This is a genomic window from Rhizobium sp. K33 (assembly GCF_056501445.1).
This window is the reverse complement of the sequence record NZ_CP096478.1, coordinates 3800655-3814548: the sequence shown is the minus strand read 5'-3', so window position 1 is coordinate 3814548 and position 13894 is coordinate 3800655. Positions and strand designations below refer to the sequence as shown.

At 62.5% G+C, this 13894-nt stretch carries 13 protein-coding genes; 4 read left to right on the top strand and 9 right to left on the bottom strand.

The features are described 5' to 3' along the window. Positions 1–2: 2 nt before the first annotated feature. Complete coding sequence (locus M1E12_RS18380; RefSeq protein WP_479562841.1) at positions 3–914, bottom strand: LysR family transcriptional regulator; 912 nt, start codon at positions 912–914, stop codon at positions 3–5. A gap of 123 nt (positions 915–1037) precedes the next feature. Here M1E12_RS18380 and M1E12_RS18375 point away from each other — a divergent pair, with 123 nt between their 5' ends. Both M1E12_RS18375 and M1E12_RS18370 read left to right on the top strand, forming a co-directional pair. Beyond that, on the top strand, positions 1038–1970 hold the full coding sequence (locus tag M1E12_RS18375) for a ring-cleaving dioxygenase (protein ID WP_479562840.1): 933 nt from the start codon (positions 1038–1040) through the stop codon (positions 1968–1970). 54 nt (positions 1971–2024) lie between these two features. After that, a complete protein-coding gene (locus M1E12_RS18370; protein ID WP_479562839.1) occupies positions 2025–2633 on the top strand; it encodes an alpha/beta hydrolase in 609 nt (202 codons plus the stop codon). A gap of 63 nt (positions 2634–2696) precedes the next feature. Here the strand turns inward: M1E12_RS18370 and M1E12_RS18365 are convergent, their stop codons facing one another. The 7 genes from M1E12_RS18365 to M1E12_RS18335 all read right to left on the bottom strand — a co-directional run bounded on the left by M1E12_RS18365 (position 2697) and on the right by M1E12_RS18335 (position 10660). Then, on the bottom strand, positions 2697–3713 hold the full coding sequence (locus M1E12_RS18365) for a zinc-binding alcohol dehydrogenase family protein (RefSeq protein WP_479562838.1): 1017 nt from the start codon (positions 3711–3713) through the stop codon (positions 2697–2699). A gap of 80 nt (positions 3714–3793) precedes the next feature. Continuing rightward, a complete protein-coding gene (locus M1E12_RS18360) occupies positions 3794–4765 on the bottom strand; it encodes an ABC transporter permease (protein WP_479562837.1) in 972 nt (323 codons plus the stop codon). Between the two features lie 53 nt (positions 4766–4818). After that, complete coding sequence (locus tag M1E12_RS18355; RefSeq protein WP_479562836.1) at positions 4819–6372, bottom strand: sugar ABC transporter ATP-binding protein; 1554 nt, start codon at positions 6370–6372, stop codon at positions 4819–4821. A 100-nt stretch (positions 6373–6472) separates the two neighbouring features. Beyond that, a complete protein-coding gene (locus M1E12_RS18350) occupies positions 6473–7459 on the bottom strand; it encodes a substrate-binding domain-containing protein (protein WP_479562835.1) in 987 nt (328 codons plus the stop codon). Between the two features lie 191 nt (positions 7460–7650). After that, entirely contained in the window at positions 7651–8097 is a 447-nt protein-coding gene (locus M1E12_RS18345) for an RbsD/FucU family protein (protein WP_479562834.1), read from the bottom strand. Between the two features lie 9 nt (positions 8098–8106). Further along, a complete protein-coding gene (locus M1E12_RS18340; protein ID WP_113459181.1) occupies positions 8107–9126 on the bottom strand; it encodes an aldo/keto reductase in 1020 nt (339 codons plus the stop codon). A 28-nt stretch (positions 9127–9154) separates the two neighbouring features. Further along, positions 9155–10660 (bottom strand): UxaA family hydrolase, encoded by a 1506-nt coding sequence (locus tag M1E12_RS18335; RefSeq protein WP_479562833.1) that lies wholly within the window; start codon positions 10658–10660, stop codon positions 9155–9157. Positions 10661–10909: 249 nt separating this feature from the next. On the opposite strand from M1E12_RS18335, the gene M1E12_RS18330 reads away from it, so the two are divergent. Then, positions 10910–11797, top strand: coding sequence for an FCD domain-containing protein (locus M1E12_RS18330; RefSeq protein ID WP_479562832.1), 888 nt, complete (start codon positions 10910–10912; stop codon positions 11795–11797). Between the two features lie 2 nt (positions 11798–11799). Then, positions 11800–12888 carry a mannitol dehydrogenase family protein gene (locus M1E12_RS18325; RefSeq protein ID WP_479562831.1) on the top strand — a complete coding sequence of 363 codons (1089 nt, stop codon included), beginning with the start codon at positions 11800–11802 and terminating at the stop codon, positions 12886–12888. Positions 12889–12897: 9 nt separating this feature from the next. On the opposite strand, the gene M1E12_RS18320 is transcribed toward M1E12_RS18325, so the two are convergent. Then, positions 12898–13821, bottom strand: a complete 924-nt coding sequence (locus M1E12_RS18320) for a helix-turn-helix domain-containing protein (protein WP_113458997.1) — start codon at positions 13819–13821, stop codon at positions 12898–12900. Positions 13822–13894: the final 73 nt, after the last annotated feature.

Below are 13894 nucleotides of genomic sequence, written 5' to 3'. Positions count from 1 at the left end.
GGTCAGGACGTGGGGCCCGCGTCCCAGCTTTCCTTGATGAAGGCCTCGAAGAAATCCGAGAAGGTTGCCACCCTCAGTGGCAGCTGCTCATAGGGCGGATAGTAGAGGGTCAGCCAGATTTCCGGCGTTGACCATCCCGGCAGGACTTCGACCAGCGCCCCTTTCCGCAGCTCCTCCTGGACGATGAAGCGGGGAAGCAGCGCAATGCCCTCCCCCTCGACGGCCAGTTTGCAGAGAAAATCCCCGTTGTTGATGGCGAAGCGTCCCCGCGCTTCCACGGTTCTCGTCTGCCCCGATCGTGTCAGTTCCCATGTCTCGGTCTTCGACTGGTCGTGATAGCTCAGGCATTCCAGCGTCGTCAGATCCTCCGGCACCTTCGGCGTGCCATGGCGCGCCAGGACGGACGGCGCGGCGACGAGAAGGCGGGGCACGGGGCGGATCTTGCGCCAGATGGTCGACTTGTCGGTCGGAGGTCCGGAAATGCGGATCGCGAGGTCATAGTTTTCCTGGACGATATCGACGAAGCGATCGGAGAGTTCGATCGCCACGCTGGTGCGCGGATGGATGATGGCAAATTGCGACAGGACGGTCGGCAGGACTTTCATGCCGAGCGACATCGGCGCCGAGACACGAAGCGAGCCGGCGGTGACCTTCTGCAGATCGCGGGTTTCTTCCGTCGCGCGGGCGAGGCCTTCCGCCAATGGCGCGACGCGGGCTGCGTAGGCCGCGCCGGCCGAGGTCAGGGAGACCTTTCTCGTGGTTCGTAGAAGCAGCTGGACGCCGAGCTGTTCCTCAAGGCCGGAAACCGTGCGGGTGACCGACGCGGGTGTCATGCCGAGCAGGCGGGCGGCAGCGCTGAAGCTGCTCTGGTCCGCGACCGTCAGGAAGGTTCTGATCGCTTCGAGCTCGCCCATCTGATTATTGCTCCCAGTGAAATAATATCCGCAATATTACAACGGTTCACATCGCAAAAGCCATGGCCCATATTCGCTTCAACAGAACAAGACCGGCGCGAGTGCCGGGAAAGGATCAGAGCCATGCTTACCCAGATCAAAGGCCTGCATCACGTTACCTCGATGGCCGCGGATGCCCAGGAAAACAATGACTTCTTCACCAAGACGCTCGGCCTGCGCCGCGTCAAGAAGACCGTCAACTTCGACGCTCCCGACGTCTACCACCTCTATTATGGCGACGAACTCGGCAATGCCGGTTCGGTCATGACCTACTTTCCCTTTGCCAATATGGGCAAGGGTGGCCGCGGCGCCGGCGAGGTTTCGGAAACCGTGTTCTCCGTGCCGAAGGGCACGCTCGCTTTCTGGCAGGAGCGCCTGTCGAAGGAAGGCGTGAAGGAGCTCGGCTCCTATTCGCTCTTCGGTGAAGACCGCCTCCGCTTTGCCGGTCCCGATGGCGACGGCTTTGCGCTGGCGGAAGTCGACGGCGACAGCCGCGTGCCGTTTGCCGGTGGTCCGGTCGGTGTCTCCGAAGGCATTCATGGCTTCCGGGGCGTGACCATGCGGCTGCGCGACGAAGGTGCCACGGGTGAACTCCTGAAGTTCATGGGATATCAGCCGGTCGACAAGCAGGGCGACTTCGTGCGCTACGCCGTCCCCGGCGGCAATGGCGCTGATTATATCGATCTCGAAGTCCTGCCCGGTGCATCGCGTGCCCAGCAGGGTGCAGGGTCGGTCCACCACGTTGCCTTTGCCGTTGAAGACCGTGCTGCCCAGCTCGAAGTGCGCAAGGCGCTGCTCGACACGGGTTACCAGGTAACGCCGGTCATCGACCGCGATTACTTCTGGGCGATCTATTTCCGCACGCCGGGTGGTGTGCTGTTCGAAATCGCCACGAATGAACCGGGCTTCAACCGCGACGAAGACACCGCGCATCTCGGCGAGGCGCTGAAGCTGCCGACCCGTTACCAGCAGTATCGCTCGCAGATCGAGGCCCATCTGCCCCCGATCCAGGACTGAACGCACAGCGAGGGCGATGCCTGACGGCGTCGCCCCTGTTGCGGAGGAATCAATATGGCACTCGATAGCTACATCCACCTCTACCAGGCACCCCAGGGTGCGGCGCCGCTGGTCTTCACCTTTCACGGAACCGGCGGAGACGAACATCAGTTTCCGGGGCTCATCAACCGGATCCTGCCCGAGGCGGGCATCGTGTCACCGCGCGGGGACGTATCGGAATATGGTGCCGCCCGCTTCTTCAAGCGCACCGGCGAAGGCGTCTACGACATGGCCGATCTCGCCGAGAGAACGGCGAAGATGGCGGGGTTCATCCGCGCTCATAAAGAGAAGAACCCGGATCGTGCAATGTATGGGCTCGGTTATTCGAACGGCGCGAATATCCTGGCTTCGGTTCTGTTCGAAGCCCCCGATCTCTTCGATCGCGTGGTGCTGATGCATCCGCTGATCCCCTTCCATCCGCCGGCGCAGCCGGGGCTTCAAGCGCTTTCGGCCCTTGTCACGGCCGGCCAGCGCGACCCGATCTGCCCGCTGCCGCTCACCGAGCGTCTGGTCTCCTATTTCGAGGCGCAGGGGGCATCGGTCGAGACCTTCCTGCATCAGGGTGGGCATGAGGTCTCGCAAGGCGAGGTCGATGCGATCGCTGCCTTCCTGCAGAAGGCCTGAGCTCAGGAATATCGAATTGAAAAGGCCCGAGGCTGAGCTTCGGGCCTTTTGCGTGTCCGGTTTTCAGCCGATCTGGATCAGGGCCTTGATCAGACCCGATTTCTCCCGCGCCCAGCGCGGCAGGTCTGCCGCCAGATCGTCCAGTGTCGTGCGATGGGTGATCAGCTGGTCGATCGGCACCAGGCCTTCCGCAATCGACTTGCGCACGTGATCGAAATCGACGCGGGTCGCGTTGCGGCTGCCGATCAGCATCATCTCGCGCTTGTGGAATTCCGGATCGGAGAAGGTGATGTCCTCCTTCACGACGCTGACGAGGACGAGCGCACCGCCATGGGCGACGAAGCGGAAGGCGCGTTCCATCGAGGCGCGGTAGCCGGTGGCGTCGAAGACGACGTCGAAGCCATCGCCCCCGGTCAGGTCCGCGACCGCAGCCTCGAGGTGCTCATCGGCGAGAAGACCCGATGTGAAGCCGAGGCGATCGGCTGCCATCGACAGGCGCTCGCTGCTGGTGTCGAGCAGGGTTACGTCGTGGCCGGCAATGCGGGCGAAGATCGCCGTGCCAAGGCCGATCGGGCCTGCGCCAATGACCAGTGCCCTTGATCCGGCGGGTGCCATGGAGCGACGGACCGCATGGGCGCCGATGGCCAGAAATTCGACGGTGGCTGCGGCTTCCGGTGAAAGATCGCCAGCTGGATAAAGGTTGATGGCAGGGACGGTGATTTCCTCGCACATCGCGCCATCGGTATGCACGCCGAGCACGCGGATGTTGGTGCAGCAATTGGGCTTGTCCTTGCGGCAGGCAATGCAGGTGCCACAGGCGATGTAGGGATTGACGATGACCTTCGTGCCAACGGCGAGATCGACACCCTCGCCGGCTTCGCGTACCGCTGCCGAGATCTCGTGGCCCATGACGCGGGGATATTCGAGGAATGGGTGCTTGCCTTCGAAGATATGGTAGTCCGTCCCGCAGATCCCGACATGGCTGATGGCGATCCGGGCCTCACCCTGTTTCGGGTGCGGGGCGGGATCGCGATCGACGATGTCCAGTCGGCCCGGTTCGACACACAATGCGGCCTTCATGCTTATTCCTTTCGGCTGCCCGGCAAGGTTTGACGAAAAAAAGGGGATGCCATTCGCGGCACCCCCACCTTGGGAAATTCTCAGCGGCTGCCGCGGCGGCGCAGCTGGTCGAAATAAACGATCAGGATGATCAGGGCACCGGTGATGATGCGCTGCCAGAAGGAGTTGACGTTCATCAGGTTGGCGCCGTTGTTGATCGTCGCCAGAATGAAGGCGCCGAGCAGCGGACCCTGGACCGACCCGACGGCGCCGAAGAGGCTGGTTCCGCCGATGACCGACGACGCGATCGCCTGCAGCTCCCAGCCTTCTGCCTGGGTGGCGTTGCCGATCCCGATGCGCGAGGCAAGCAGGATGCCGACGAAGGCTGCACAGGTCGAGGACAGGATGTAGGCCATGTAGATGGTGCGGTTGACGTTGACGCCCGAGAGACGCGCCGCCTCGCTGTTGGAGCCGACCGCAAAGAGATAGCGGCCCCAGCGGCTCAGGTGCAGGAAGATGTAGGCGGGCACGGCGACCACGATGACCATCCAGAAGAGGCTGGGTACCCCAAGGAAGTCTGCACGGGCGAAGTTGGTGAAGGCCTCGTTGGAGATCGAGATGGTCGAACCATTGGTGATCAAGAGGCCGATGCCGCGAAGGGAGGTCAGGGTTGCGAGGGTGATGATGAAGGCCGGAAGCCCCATGCGCACGATGCCGAAAGCGTGGAACATGCCAATGGCGACACCCATCAGGAGGGTGAGGATGATCGCAAGCCAGACGGGCAGGCCGGCAGCGAGCAGCCAGGCGAGGATGACGCTGGCGAAACCGACCACAGCGCCGACCGAGAGGTCGATGCCGGCGGTGATGATGACGAAGGTCTGGCCGACGGCGAGGATCGCCGTCATCGCACCCTGACGCAGCAGGTTGCTGATGTTGTTGGGCGTCCAGAAGCTGTTGGTGGCAAAGCCGAGTAGTAGCCAGAGGAAGAGCAGGAGGCCGAGCAGCGTGAGGCTGAAGAGGATGCTCATGCCCCTCTTCGGCGCGACCTTGGTCTCGGTGTTATCGGTGCTCATTGGTGTCCTCCCAGTCGTCTTTTCATGTCGCTTGTTCTTCAGGGCATCTCGTCTCAGACGCCGATCGCCTCGGTCAGCACATCCTCGTGCGAGGCGGTCCGGTAACCGTGGGTTGCTACCAGCCTGCCCTGGCGGAAGACATGCAGCCGGTCCGCCAGTTCATAAACCTCGGGCAGGTAAGACGAGATCAGGATGATGCCCGCTCCCTGTTTCAGGAGCTCGGCAAAGAGGCGGTAGATTTCGGCCTTCGTGCCGACATCGACGCCGACGGTCGGCTCGTCGAAGATGAAGAGACGTGCGCCATGGCTCAGCCACTTGCCGATGACGATCTTCTGCTGGTTGCCGCCGGACATGGCAGACGCCAGCACGGCACGGGTTGGAGTCTTGATCTTCAGATCGTTGATCTGCTTGTCGGCGTTTCCGGCTTCCAGTTTCGGGCTGATGGTGAGGCCACGGCTCAAGCGGCCGAAAACCGGCAGGTTGATGTTGAGGCCGATCGGCAGGTTGAGGCACAGCCCCTGGTCGCGGCGGCTTTCGGGGGCGAGCGCAATGCCGAGATCCATGGCCTTGCGTTCGGTGTCAATGACGACCTTCTTGCCGTCCCAGAAGACCTCGCCGGCACTGCATTTGTGGCGACCGTAGAGGCCCAGCGCAAATTCGCTGCGACCGGCGCCGATCAGGCCATAGAGGCCGACGATCTCGCCCGAGCGGACGGTCAGCGAGACATCCGAGAAGCCGGGGCCGGACAGGCCTTTCGTTTCCAGGATGGTCGCGCCGATCGGCAGCTTTTCCTTGTGGTAGATCTGCTCGATCGAGCGGTTGATCATCAACGAGATCAGCTCGGCATCGTTCGTCTCGCTGATCAGGCGGGTGCCGACATGGGTGCCGTCGCGCAGGACCGAGACGCGATCGGCGAGCTCGAAGACTTCCTCCATGCGGTGACTGATGTAGACGATGGTGACGCCTTCCGACTGCAGGCGGCGGATGAGGCGGAAGAGCTGCGCTGATTCTTGGCGTGTCAGATAGGCGGTTGGTTCGTCGAAGATTATGAAACGGATACCGCGCATCGCTGCTTTGGCGGTGGCGATCAGCTGCTGTTGACCGATCGTCAGGTTGCCGAGGATCTCGCCGGCGGGAAGATTGAAACCGAGGTCGTCGAGGACGTTTTGCGCAGCCTGTGTCATGGCGCGCTGGCGCATGATGCCACCTGATGACATCTCGTCGCCGAGGAACATGTTGGCGGCGACGGAGAGATGCGAGCAGAGAACGACTTCCTGGTGCACGGCATTGATGCCGCGCTGAATAGCCTCGTTGGGGGTCGCGAGCGCAACTGGCTTGCCGCACCAGCGGATTTCGCCCGCGGTGCGCGGAATGACGCCCGTCAGAAGCTTGATGAGGGTGGATTTGCCGGCGCCGTTCTCGCCGACGATGGCGTGAATTTCTCCGGCGAGGAAGGTGACGGTCGCGGGCTTCAGGGCCTCGACGGCGCCATACTTCTTCTGCAGGCCGACGAGTTCAAGGATCGGCGTTCCCGGCGGAATGCGGTCGGTTTCCATCAGCTCGGGCTGATTGTCGTGCCGGTGGCTCACATCGTGCAGTGAAGTCATGTCATTCCTCCCGTCAGTCTATGAAAGCGGCCGACGCCTCCCGCGCCTGCCGTTTCCGTTTCGGCACGCGCGACGAAGGCCGCGCGTGCCGAAGTCTCGATCAGTTGACCTTCGGGTTCAGAAGGGCGTCGATCTTCGGGTCCGCCATGTTGGCCTGGGTCACCAGGTTTGCACCGGTATCGACGAAGGTCTCGACCTTCTCGCCCTTGGACACGGCAAGCGCGGTCTTCACGCCGTCATAGCCCATGCGGTACGGATCCTGGACGACGAGGCCGGCGAGAACGCCTTCCTTGAGGAAGCCGACGGTCTTCTCATCCGAGTCGAAGCCGATGACCTTGATCTTGTCGCCGAGCTTGTTTTCGGCGATCGCTTGGCCGACGCCCTGCGCCATGATCAGGTTCGAGGCAAAGACGCCAACGATGTTCGGGTTGGCGGTGATCAGGTCGGTCATCATGTTCAGACCGGTGGTTGCCTGGCCGTCGGCGAAGCGGTCGACGGTTACCTGAATGCCCGGATACTTGGTCTTGATCTGGTCCAGGAAGCCTTCACGACGCTGGTCGAGCGAGCCGACGCCCGGCAGGCTGGTGATGATGGCGACTTCGCCCTCTTCCTTGCCGGTCGCTGCCTTGATCGCGGCAACGAGACCATCAGCGGCGATGCGGCCGCCCTGGACGTTGTCGGTGGTCAGGAACGACGTGAAGGCCTGGGAGTCTGCGCCGGAGTCGATGCCGATGATCGGAACGGACTTCGCGGCTTCGTCGATCGGCTTGCCGAGCGCCTTGAATTCGGTCGGCGAGATGACGACGGCCGCCGGGCCACCGGCGACGGCGTTTTCAAGGATGCTGATCTGGCCGTTGATGTCGGATTCGGACTGAGCGCCCAGTTCCGACACGTTCACGCCGAGGTCCTTGCCGGCCTGGCGGGCGCCGGCGAGCACGATCTGCCAGTAGAAGGACGTGGTGTCCTTGACGATGATCGGGATGGTCACATCCTGGGCATAGGACATGGCCGGCATCATCGATGTCATCATTGCGGCGCCAGCGATCCCCATCAGGGCGCGGCGAGTCATGCTCTTCAGAATGGTCATTGTGGGTTCTCCTCTCAACGCGTCCTGTTCCTCCGGTTAGATCGGCCCGCAGAACGCAACCAGGACGATCTTTATCGATAAAAAACATTTTATCGAGGCACGCTACTCCAGCATTCTGGAGATTGCAAGCAGGCAAAAGCGGTCTCCTCCAAACCTCTTTCGCCCTTGTTCTCAGGGCATTCCGGGCCCTTTCAGACCCGGTGAATTTCCTCGGGATAGACGACGCCCTTCTTCAGGATGATGTTGCCGTAAATCCGCAATTCGGTCGTCGCGACAATATAGGCCGCGGTCTGCGCCCGTTCGTAGAAGGCAAAGCGCTCGAGGCTTTCGAGCTGGAAATCGCCAGCGAGCCTCGTGATCATCGCCTGGAACTCGGCGCAGATTTCCGGGACGGCATGCGGATCGCCGACGACCTGCATGCGCCAGGCGGCATCCTCGACGAACTGGTCGAGCGGCATGTGGGCGAGGATCGCCTCGAGGATCTCGACGGCGCCGACGCCGTCGGCCCGGATGACCGGCGGGCCCATGGTCGAGGCCGGGAAATTGCCGTCGGCAATCACGATCTCGTCGCCGTGGCCCATGGTGGCGATGGCGTGCAGGAGGTCGGGACCGAGCAGGGGGTGAATGCCTTTCAGCATGATCTGCTCCTATTCCCGGACCGCGTCATCGCCGAGCGGCGGTGCGACCAGCGTATGCGCCTCGAAGGGGGCGAAGGCGGATGCCGGCAATTCCTCCGTCGTCAGCGCCATGTTGCGGTTGAGGCTCTCGGGCTTCGCGGTGCCGATGATGACGGAGGCGACCACCGGATGATGCAGCGGGAACTGCATGGCGAACTGGGCTAGCGGCTTGCCGGCCTGCTTTGCCAGGTCTTCCATGGCGCGCACCTTGGCGAGCACCTCGTCTGTTGCGGGGGTGTAGTCGAAATGGGCGCCGGGTACGGCGCCTGTCGCCAGGATGCCGGAGTTGAAGACGCCGCCGGCGGTGATGGAGGTGCCGCGCTTTTCGCAGAGCGGCAGCAATTCTTCGACAGCGGAGCGATCGAGCAGCGAATAGCGGCCGGCCATGAGGATGACGTCGATATCGATGTCGGCCATCATCTCCAGGCAGGCCGGGACTTCGTTGACGCCGAGACCGAAGGCCTTGATGGCGCCCGAGGATTTCAGCTGGTCGAGGGCCTTGTACCCGCCGTCGCGGAGCTGCTTGACGTAGTGGTCGTTGACGGCGCGGCCATGGGTATAGACGCCGATGTCATGGACATAGAGGATGTCGATGCGGTTCAGGCCGAGGCGGGCATAGCTGAAGTCGACCGAGCGCATGATGCCGTCATAGCTATAGTCGTAGACCAGCTTGAAGGGCAGCGGATCGACGAAGCCAACATTCGGGATCTGGTCCTTCGGCACGGGCGCCAGCAGGCGGCCGACCTTGGTGGAGAGCACATAGCTGTCCTCCGGCTTGTCGCGCAGGAAGTCGCCGACATAGCGCTCGGCCTGGCCGAAGCCGTAATGGGGGGCGGTGTCGAAATAGCGGATGCCGTGATCCCAGGCCGCCTGCAGCGTGGCGATCCCGACATCGCGGGGGCAGGGCCGGTAGAGGCCGCCGAGCGGAGCCGTGCCGAAGGAGTATTCGGTCACTTCGAGGGCGGTCTTGCCGATGCGTCTCGTCTTCATGCTGATATCCGGATCCTTGTTGTCGAGGTCAGAGCGTGGCACCGAGGTGCCACGGCACGAATTCATTGTCGCCGTAGCCGAAGAGCTCACTCTTAGTCTTCTTGCCCGAGGCGGTCTCGATGATCAGATCGAAAATGTCGCGGCCAAGCCCGGAGACGCTGGCATCCCCCGTGGCGATGACGCCGCAGTCGATGTCCATGTCCTCTTCCATCGCATTGTAGAGGGCGGTGTTGCTGGTCAGCTTGATGGAGGGCACGGGGCGCGAGCCGAAGCAGGAGCCGCGGCCGGTGGTAAACGCAATCACATTGGCGCCGCCGGCCACTTGGCCGGTTGCCGAAACGGGATCGTAGCCAGGCGTGTCCATGAAGACGAGGCCGTGTTCGGTGACGCGTTCGGCGTAATTGTAGACGGCGGTCAGCGGCGAGCGTCCGCCTTTGGCGACGGCACCAAGCGACTTTTCGAGAATGGTGGTCAGGCCACCCTTCTTGTTGCCAGGCGAGGGATTGTTGTCGAGCGATGCGCCATGCTGGGCGACATAGGCTTCCCACCAGGAGATCAGCCCATCGAGCTTGACGGCGACTTCTTCGTTGACGGCACGGCTGCGCAGGAGATGTTCGGCGCCGTAGATTTCGGAGGTCTCGGAGAGGATGGCGGTGCCACCGGCACCGGCCAGGATATCGACGGCAACGCCGAGGGCCGGATTGGCGGTGATGCCGGAGAGGCCGTCCGAACCACCGCATTGCAGGCCGACGATGATCTCGCTGACGGAGATCGGCTCACGACGGAGCGTGCCAACTTCGGCCGCGATTTCCTTGAGGATCGCAAGGGCGTTTTCTACCGCGCGGCGCGAGCCTCCAGCATCCTGGATGTTAAAATGGCGCTTGGAGGCGCCGGCGCCGCTCTGGCCGTACAGCGTGAGCTGGTTCACTTCGCAGCCGAGGCCGACCATCAGCACGCCGCCGAAATTCACGTGTCTTGTGTAGCCGGCTATCGTTCTATGCAGCGTGCGCATGCCGTCGCCGGTCGAGCTCATGCCGCAGCCCTGGTCGTGGACGATCGGCACGAAGCCGTCGATGCCCTCGTAATGTGGTAGGATAGTGCGGTTCGCTGCATCCGCAATGGCGCGACAGACCGTGGTGGAACAGTTCACGCTGGCAATGATGCCGATATAGTTGCGGGTCGCAGCGCGGCCATCGGCGCGTCGGTAACCCATGAAGGTACGGCCCTTGTCGGCTGCTGTTGCGGCTTCGGGGGGGGCAAGTCCGCTGACCGATAGGCGGTCTTCATCGAAGGCGAGATTGTGGGAATGGACGTGGTCGCCGGCCGCAATGTCCGTGGTCGCGCGACCGATGGCCTGCGCATATTTGACGACCGGTTCGCCCTTATGAATGGCGCGGACAGCGACCTTGTGGCCGGGATCGATCTTGGCCGAAGCTGCGGCGCCACCGGGCAGGACATACCCCGCCTCGATCGCAACAGTGGTCACGGCAACATTATCGTCCTGCGACAGCAGGATGCAGGCTGGTTTCGACACCCGATGTTTCTCCCATGCGTCCGGCCAGACCGGATTCTGTGTTTTGTCTTTTATCGGCAATAGACAGTTGCTCGTCAATGGGTATGATATCGATAAAGAACAATTTACGCGACGAGGGCGCGGGAGGAGAAGCTCAACGTCAAAGGAAGCAGGGAGACCGCAATCGGTGGTTTTCATTGCGCGCGGCTGCGTCTTGCGCCAAGAGGCAGAATACCGACACGCTAGACCAAGAAACATTCAGGCAGGGCCATGGCCAAGCAGAACACCGTCTTCAAGGATGCCTACAACCGCACGCTGAAGCTGATCGAGGAAACGGACACGCTTCCCTCGGAGCCGGAACTCGGCGGTTTGCTCAGCGTCAGCCGGACGACCGTGCGCGCGGTTTTAACGCGGCTCGGCGATGTGGGGCTTGTTGCCTGGGACAAGCGCTCGAAGACCGTGCTGCGCCGGCCGGAACAGGCCGATTATTTTCCGGACGAAGAAACGAACTCGCTCTCGGAGATCATCGAGCGCAGCTTCATGCGGCGGATCCTGGCCGGGGGGGCTCAGCCGGGCATGCAGATCAACGAGCTGGAGCTCGCCCGCGAGATCGGTATCGGCACGACCAGCGTTCGGGAATTCCTCATTCGTTTCAGCCGCTTCGGCCTGATCGAGAAGCGGCCCAACAGCCATTGGGTGCTCAAGGGCTTTACTCGCGAATTTGCGCTGGAACTCACCGAAGTGCGTGAGATGTTCGAACTGCGGTCGGCAGCAGCCTTCGTGCATCTGGCAGAAGATCATCCGGCCTGGGCGGAGCTCAAGGCGGTGGAAGCCCAGCATCACGCGCTGCTGGCCGATATCGACAACCGCTATACCGAGTTTTCGGAGCTCGACGAGCGCTTCCACCTGCTCGTCCAGAAGGCCTCGAGCAACCGCTTCATCATCGATTTCTACGACATCATCTCGATCGTCTTTCACTACCACTATCAGTGGAACAAGACGAACGCGCGGGCGCGCAACCAGCGGGCGCTGGAGGAGCATCTCGATTATACCCGGGCACTGTTCTCCCGGGATCCGGCCAAGATCGAGAAGGCCTGCCGTCAGCATTTGAAGTCCGCTCGAGAGACATTGCTGCAATCCATCCAGGAGATCGCCTGACCATGAGCACGCCCATCCTGCAATTCGGCACGAGCCGATTTCTCCAGGCACATGCGGACCTCTTCGTCAGCGAGGCCATGGAGGCAGGAAAGGCACTGGGACCCATCACTGTGGTGCAGACGTCGGGTGATCCGGCGCGCGCCGGGCGCATCGGAGCCCTGTCGGCGCCCGAAGGTTTTCCGGTGATCATCCGGGGGCTGGAGGAGGGGCGGCCGGTCGAGCGGGAGCTGCGCGTTCGATCGGTAACGCGATCGCTCTCGACCTCAAGCGACTGGGCCGAGGTCAGGCGGATCTTCGTCGAAGAGGCGAGGGTTGTGCTCAGCAATACCGGAGACAAGGGATATGCCTTGATCGAAGGGGACAGCGTCGACGGGGTCCCGCGCTCCTTTCCGATGAAACTGCTGGCACTTCTCCACGCGCGCTTCCGCGGCGGCGCGATGCCCTTGACGATATTGCCCTGCGAGCTCATCTCGCGGAATGGCGAGGTGCTGCGGGATCTGATCGTGGACCTTGCGAGCCGCCATGTTCCCGACGCGACCTTCGTGTTCTGGCTGTCGGAGCGGGTCATCTGGGGCAATACGCTGGTCGATCGCATCGTGTCGGAGCCGATCGAGCCGGCAGGCGCGGTGGCGGAGCCTTATGCGCTCTGGGCGATCGAGCGGCAGCCGGGGCTGACCATCCCTTGCGAGCATCCTGCAATCAAGGTGGTCGATGATCTGACACCTTACGAGCGGCTGAAACTGCACATCCTCAATCTCGGTCATACGGTCCTGGCCGATCGCTGGCTGAAGGACGCACGACCCGAGGCGGAATGTGTGAAAGAGATCCTTGCCGATGCCGCGATCCGCACAGAGCTCGAGGCGATCTATGCGCAAGAGGTCGTTCCGGGATTTCGCCAACATGGTCTGGGCGACGAGGCGGAAGTCTATGTCGCGACCACGCTCGAGCGTTTCCGCAATCCCACCCTCGACCACCGGCTGCGCGACATTGCCGGCAACCACGCGGAAAAGATCGTCCGCCGTATCATCGGTTTCAAGGACTGGTGTCCCGGGGTCGCCATGCCGAAGCTCTCGGCCATTGCCGGTCGCTGAAGCCGGCCATCAGGCCGGTGGCTGGCCTTTCGAGCGCATGCGCCGCCGGAAGGCGGTGGGCTTTTCGACGAAGCGTTCGCTGAAGGCCTCGTAAAAGCGGGAGACTGAGCCGAAGCCGCTTTCGAAGGCGACGTCGGTGATCGACAGATCGGTCGAAATCAGCAGCGATTGGGCCGTGTCGAGACGATGGCGCACGATCGCCTGGTTGATCGTGTGGCCGACGGCGCGCTTGAAGATCGACATCGCATAGTTCGGATGCAGGCCTACCGCATTGCCGACGTCCTCTGCGGAGATGCTGTCCAGGGCGTGCTCGGCGATGAAGCGCAGCATGCGTTCGATGTGCTCCACGCGCTCGCTGTCATTGGCGCTGAAGCTGGCGATCGCCGAGCCTTCCTCGCGCAGATCCCGCCAGCCGTCGCGTTCGATCCTGAGAACCCGCGCCGTCAACTCGTTGCGCACGATCTCGGTCAGGTTCTCGTCGCCGGCCAGGAGTTCCTCCCGCCAGCGCTGGAAGATATCCCGGTCCCAGGAGCGGATTTCGAGCGCTTCGATCATGGCGCCGCGGAAGACCGCATCCCGAAAGCGGCTCAAGTTCGCAAGGCCAAGGAAGACCGACATCGGCACGTATAGGCAGACGAAACGTGTGCCCTCCTGCCGGTCGATCACCTGATGCGGGATCATGCCCCAGAAGAGGCAGAGTCGTCCTTCGTCGACCGTCAGTTCGCGTCCGTCGAACCAGTAGGTCATGTGGCCTGTCAGCACGAAGTTGAGTTCGATCTGGCTGTGCATGTGCGGGCCTGCCATGCGCTGGACCGTCAGATTTTCGCCAGCACAAAAGCGGTGATCGCCGAAGATGACCAGCGGGTGGCGTGGGTCGTGATCCGGGTGAACCGGGACCGATTCGTCCTCCAACAGCGGCTTCACATGTTCCAAATCTTAGGATCCCGGAAAAGTTCGGTGAAAACTCGGTAGATTATTACGGGTTTGAATCGGATGATCAAGCAGA

What these genes read in the sequence shown, in the direction of transcription:
- M1E12_RS18380 (WP_479562841.1), bottom strand. Translation starts at nt 914, where the DNA reads ATGGGCGAGCTCGAAGCGATCAGAACCTTCCTGACGGTCGCGGACCAG.
- M1E12_RS18375 (WP_479562840.1), top strand. Translation starts at nt 1,038, where the DNA reads ATGCTTACCCAGATCAAAGGCCTGCATCACGTTACCTCGATGGCCGCG.
- M1E12_RS18370 (WP_479562839.1), top strand. Translation starts at nt 2,025, where the DNA reads ATGGCACTCGATAGCTACATCCACCTCTACCAGGCACCCCAGGGTGCG.
- M1E12_RS18365 (WP_479562838.1), bottom strand. Translation starts at nt 3,713, where the DNA reads ATGAAGGCCGCATTGTGTGTCGAACCGGGCCGACTGGACATCGTCGAT.
- M1E12_RS18360 (WP_479562837.1), bottom strand. Translation starts at nt 4,765, where the DNA reads ATGAGCACCGATAACACCGAGACCAAGGTCGCGCCGAAGAGGGGCATG.
- M1E12_RS18355 (WP_479562836.1), bottom strand. Translation starts at nt 6,372, where the DNA reads ATGACTTCACTGCACGATGTGAGCCACCGGCACGACAATCAGCCCGAG.
- M1E12_RS18350 (WP_479562835.1), bottom strand. Translation starts at nt 7,459, where the DNA reads ATGACCATTCTGAAGAGCATGACTCGCCGCGCCCTGATGGGGATCGCT.
- M1E12_RS18345 (WP_479562834.1), bottom strand. Translation starts at nt 8,097, where the DNA reads ATGCTGAAAGGCATTCACCCCCTGCTCGGTCCCGACCTCCTGCACGCC.
- M1E12_RS18340 (WP_113459181.1), bottom strand. Translation starts at nt 9,126, where the DNA reads ATGAAGACGAGACGCATCGGCAAGACCGCCCTCGAAGTGACCGAATAC.
- M1E12_RS18330 (WP_479562832.1), top strand. Translation starts at nt 10,910, where the DNA reads ATGGCCAAGCAGAACACCGTCTTCAAGGATGCCTACAACCGCACGCTG.
- M1E12_RS18325 (WP_479562831.1), top strand. Translation starts at nt 11,800, where the DNA reads ATGAGCACGCCCATCCTGCAATTCGGCACGAGCCGATTTCTCCAGGCA.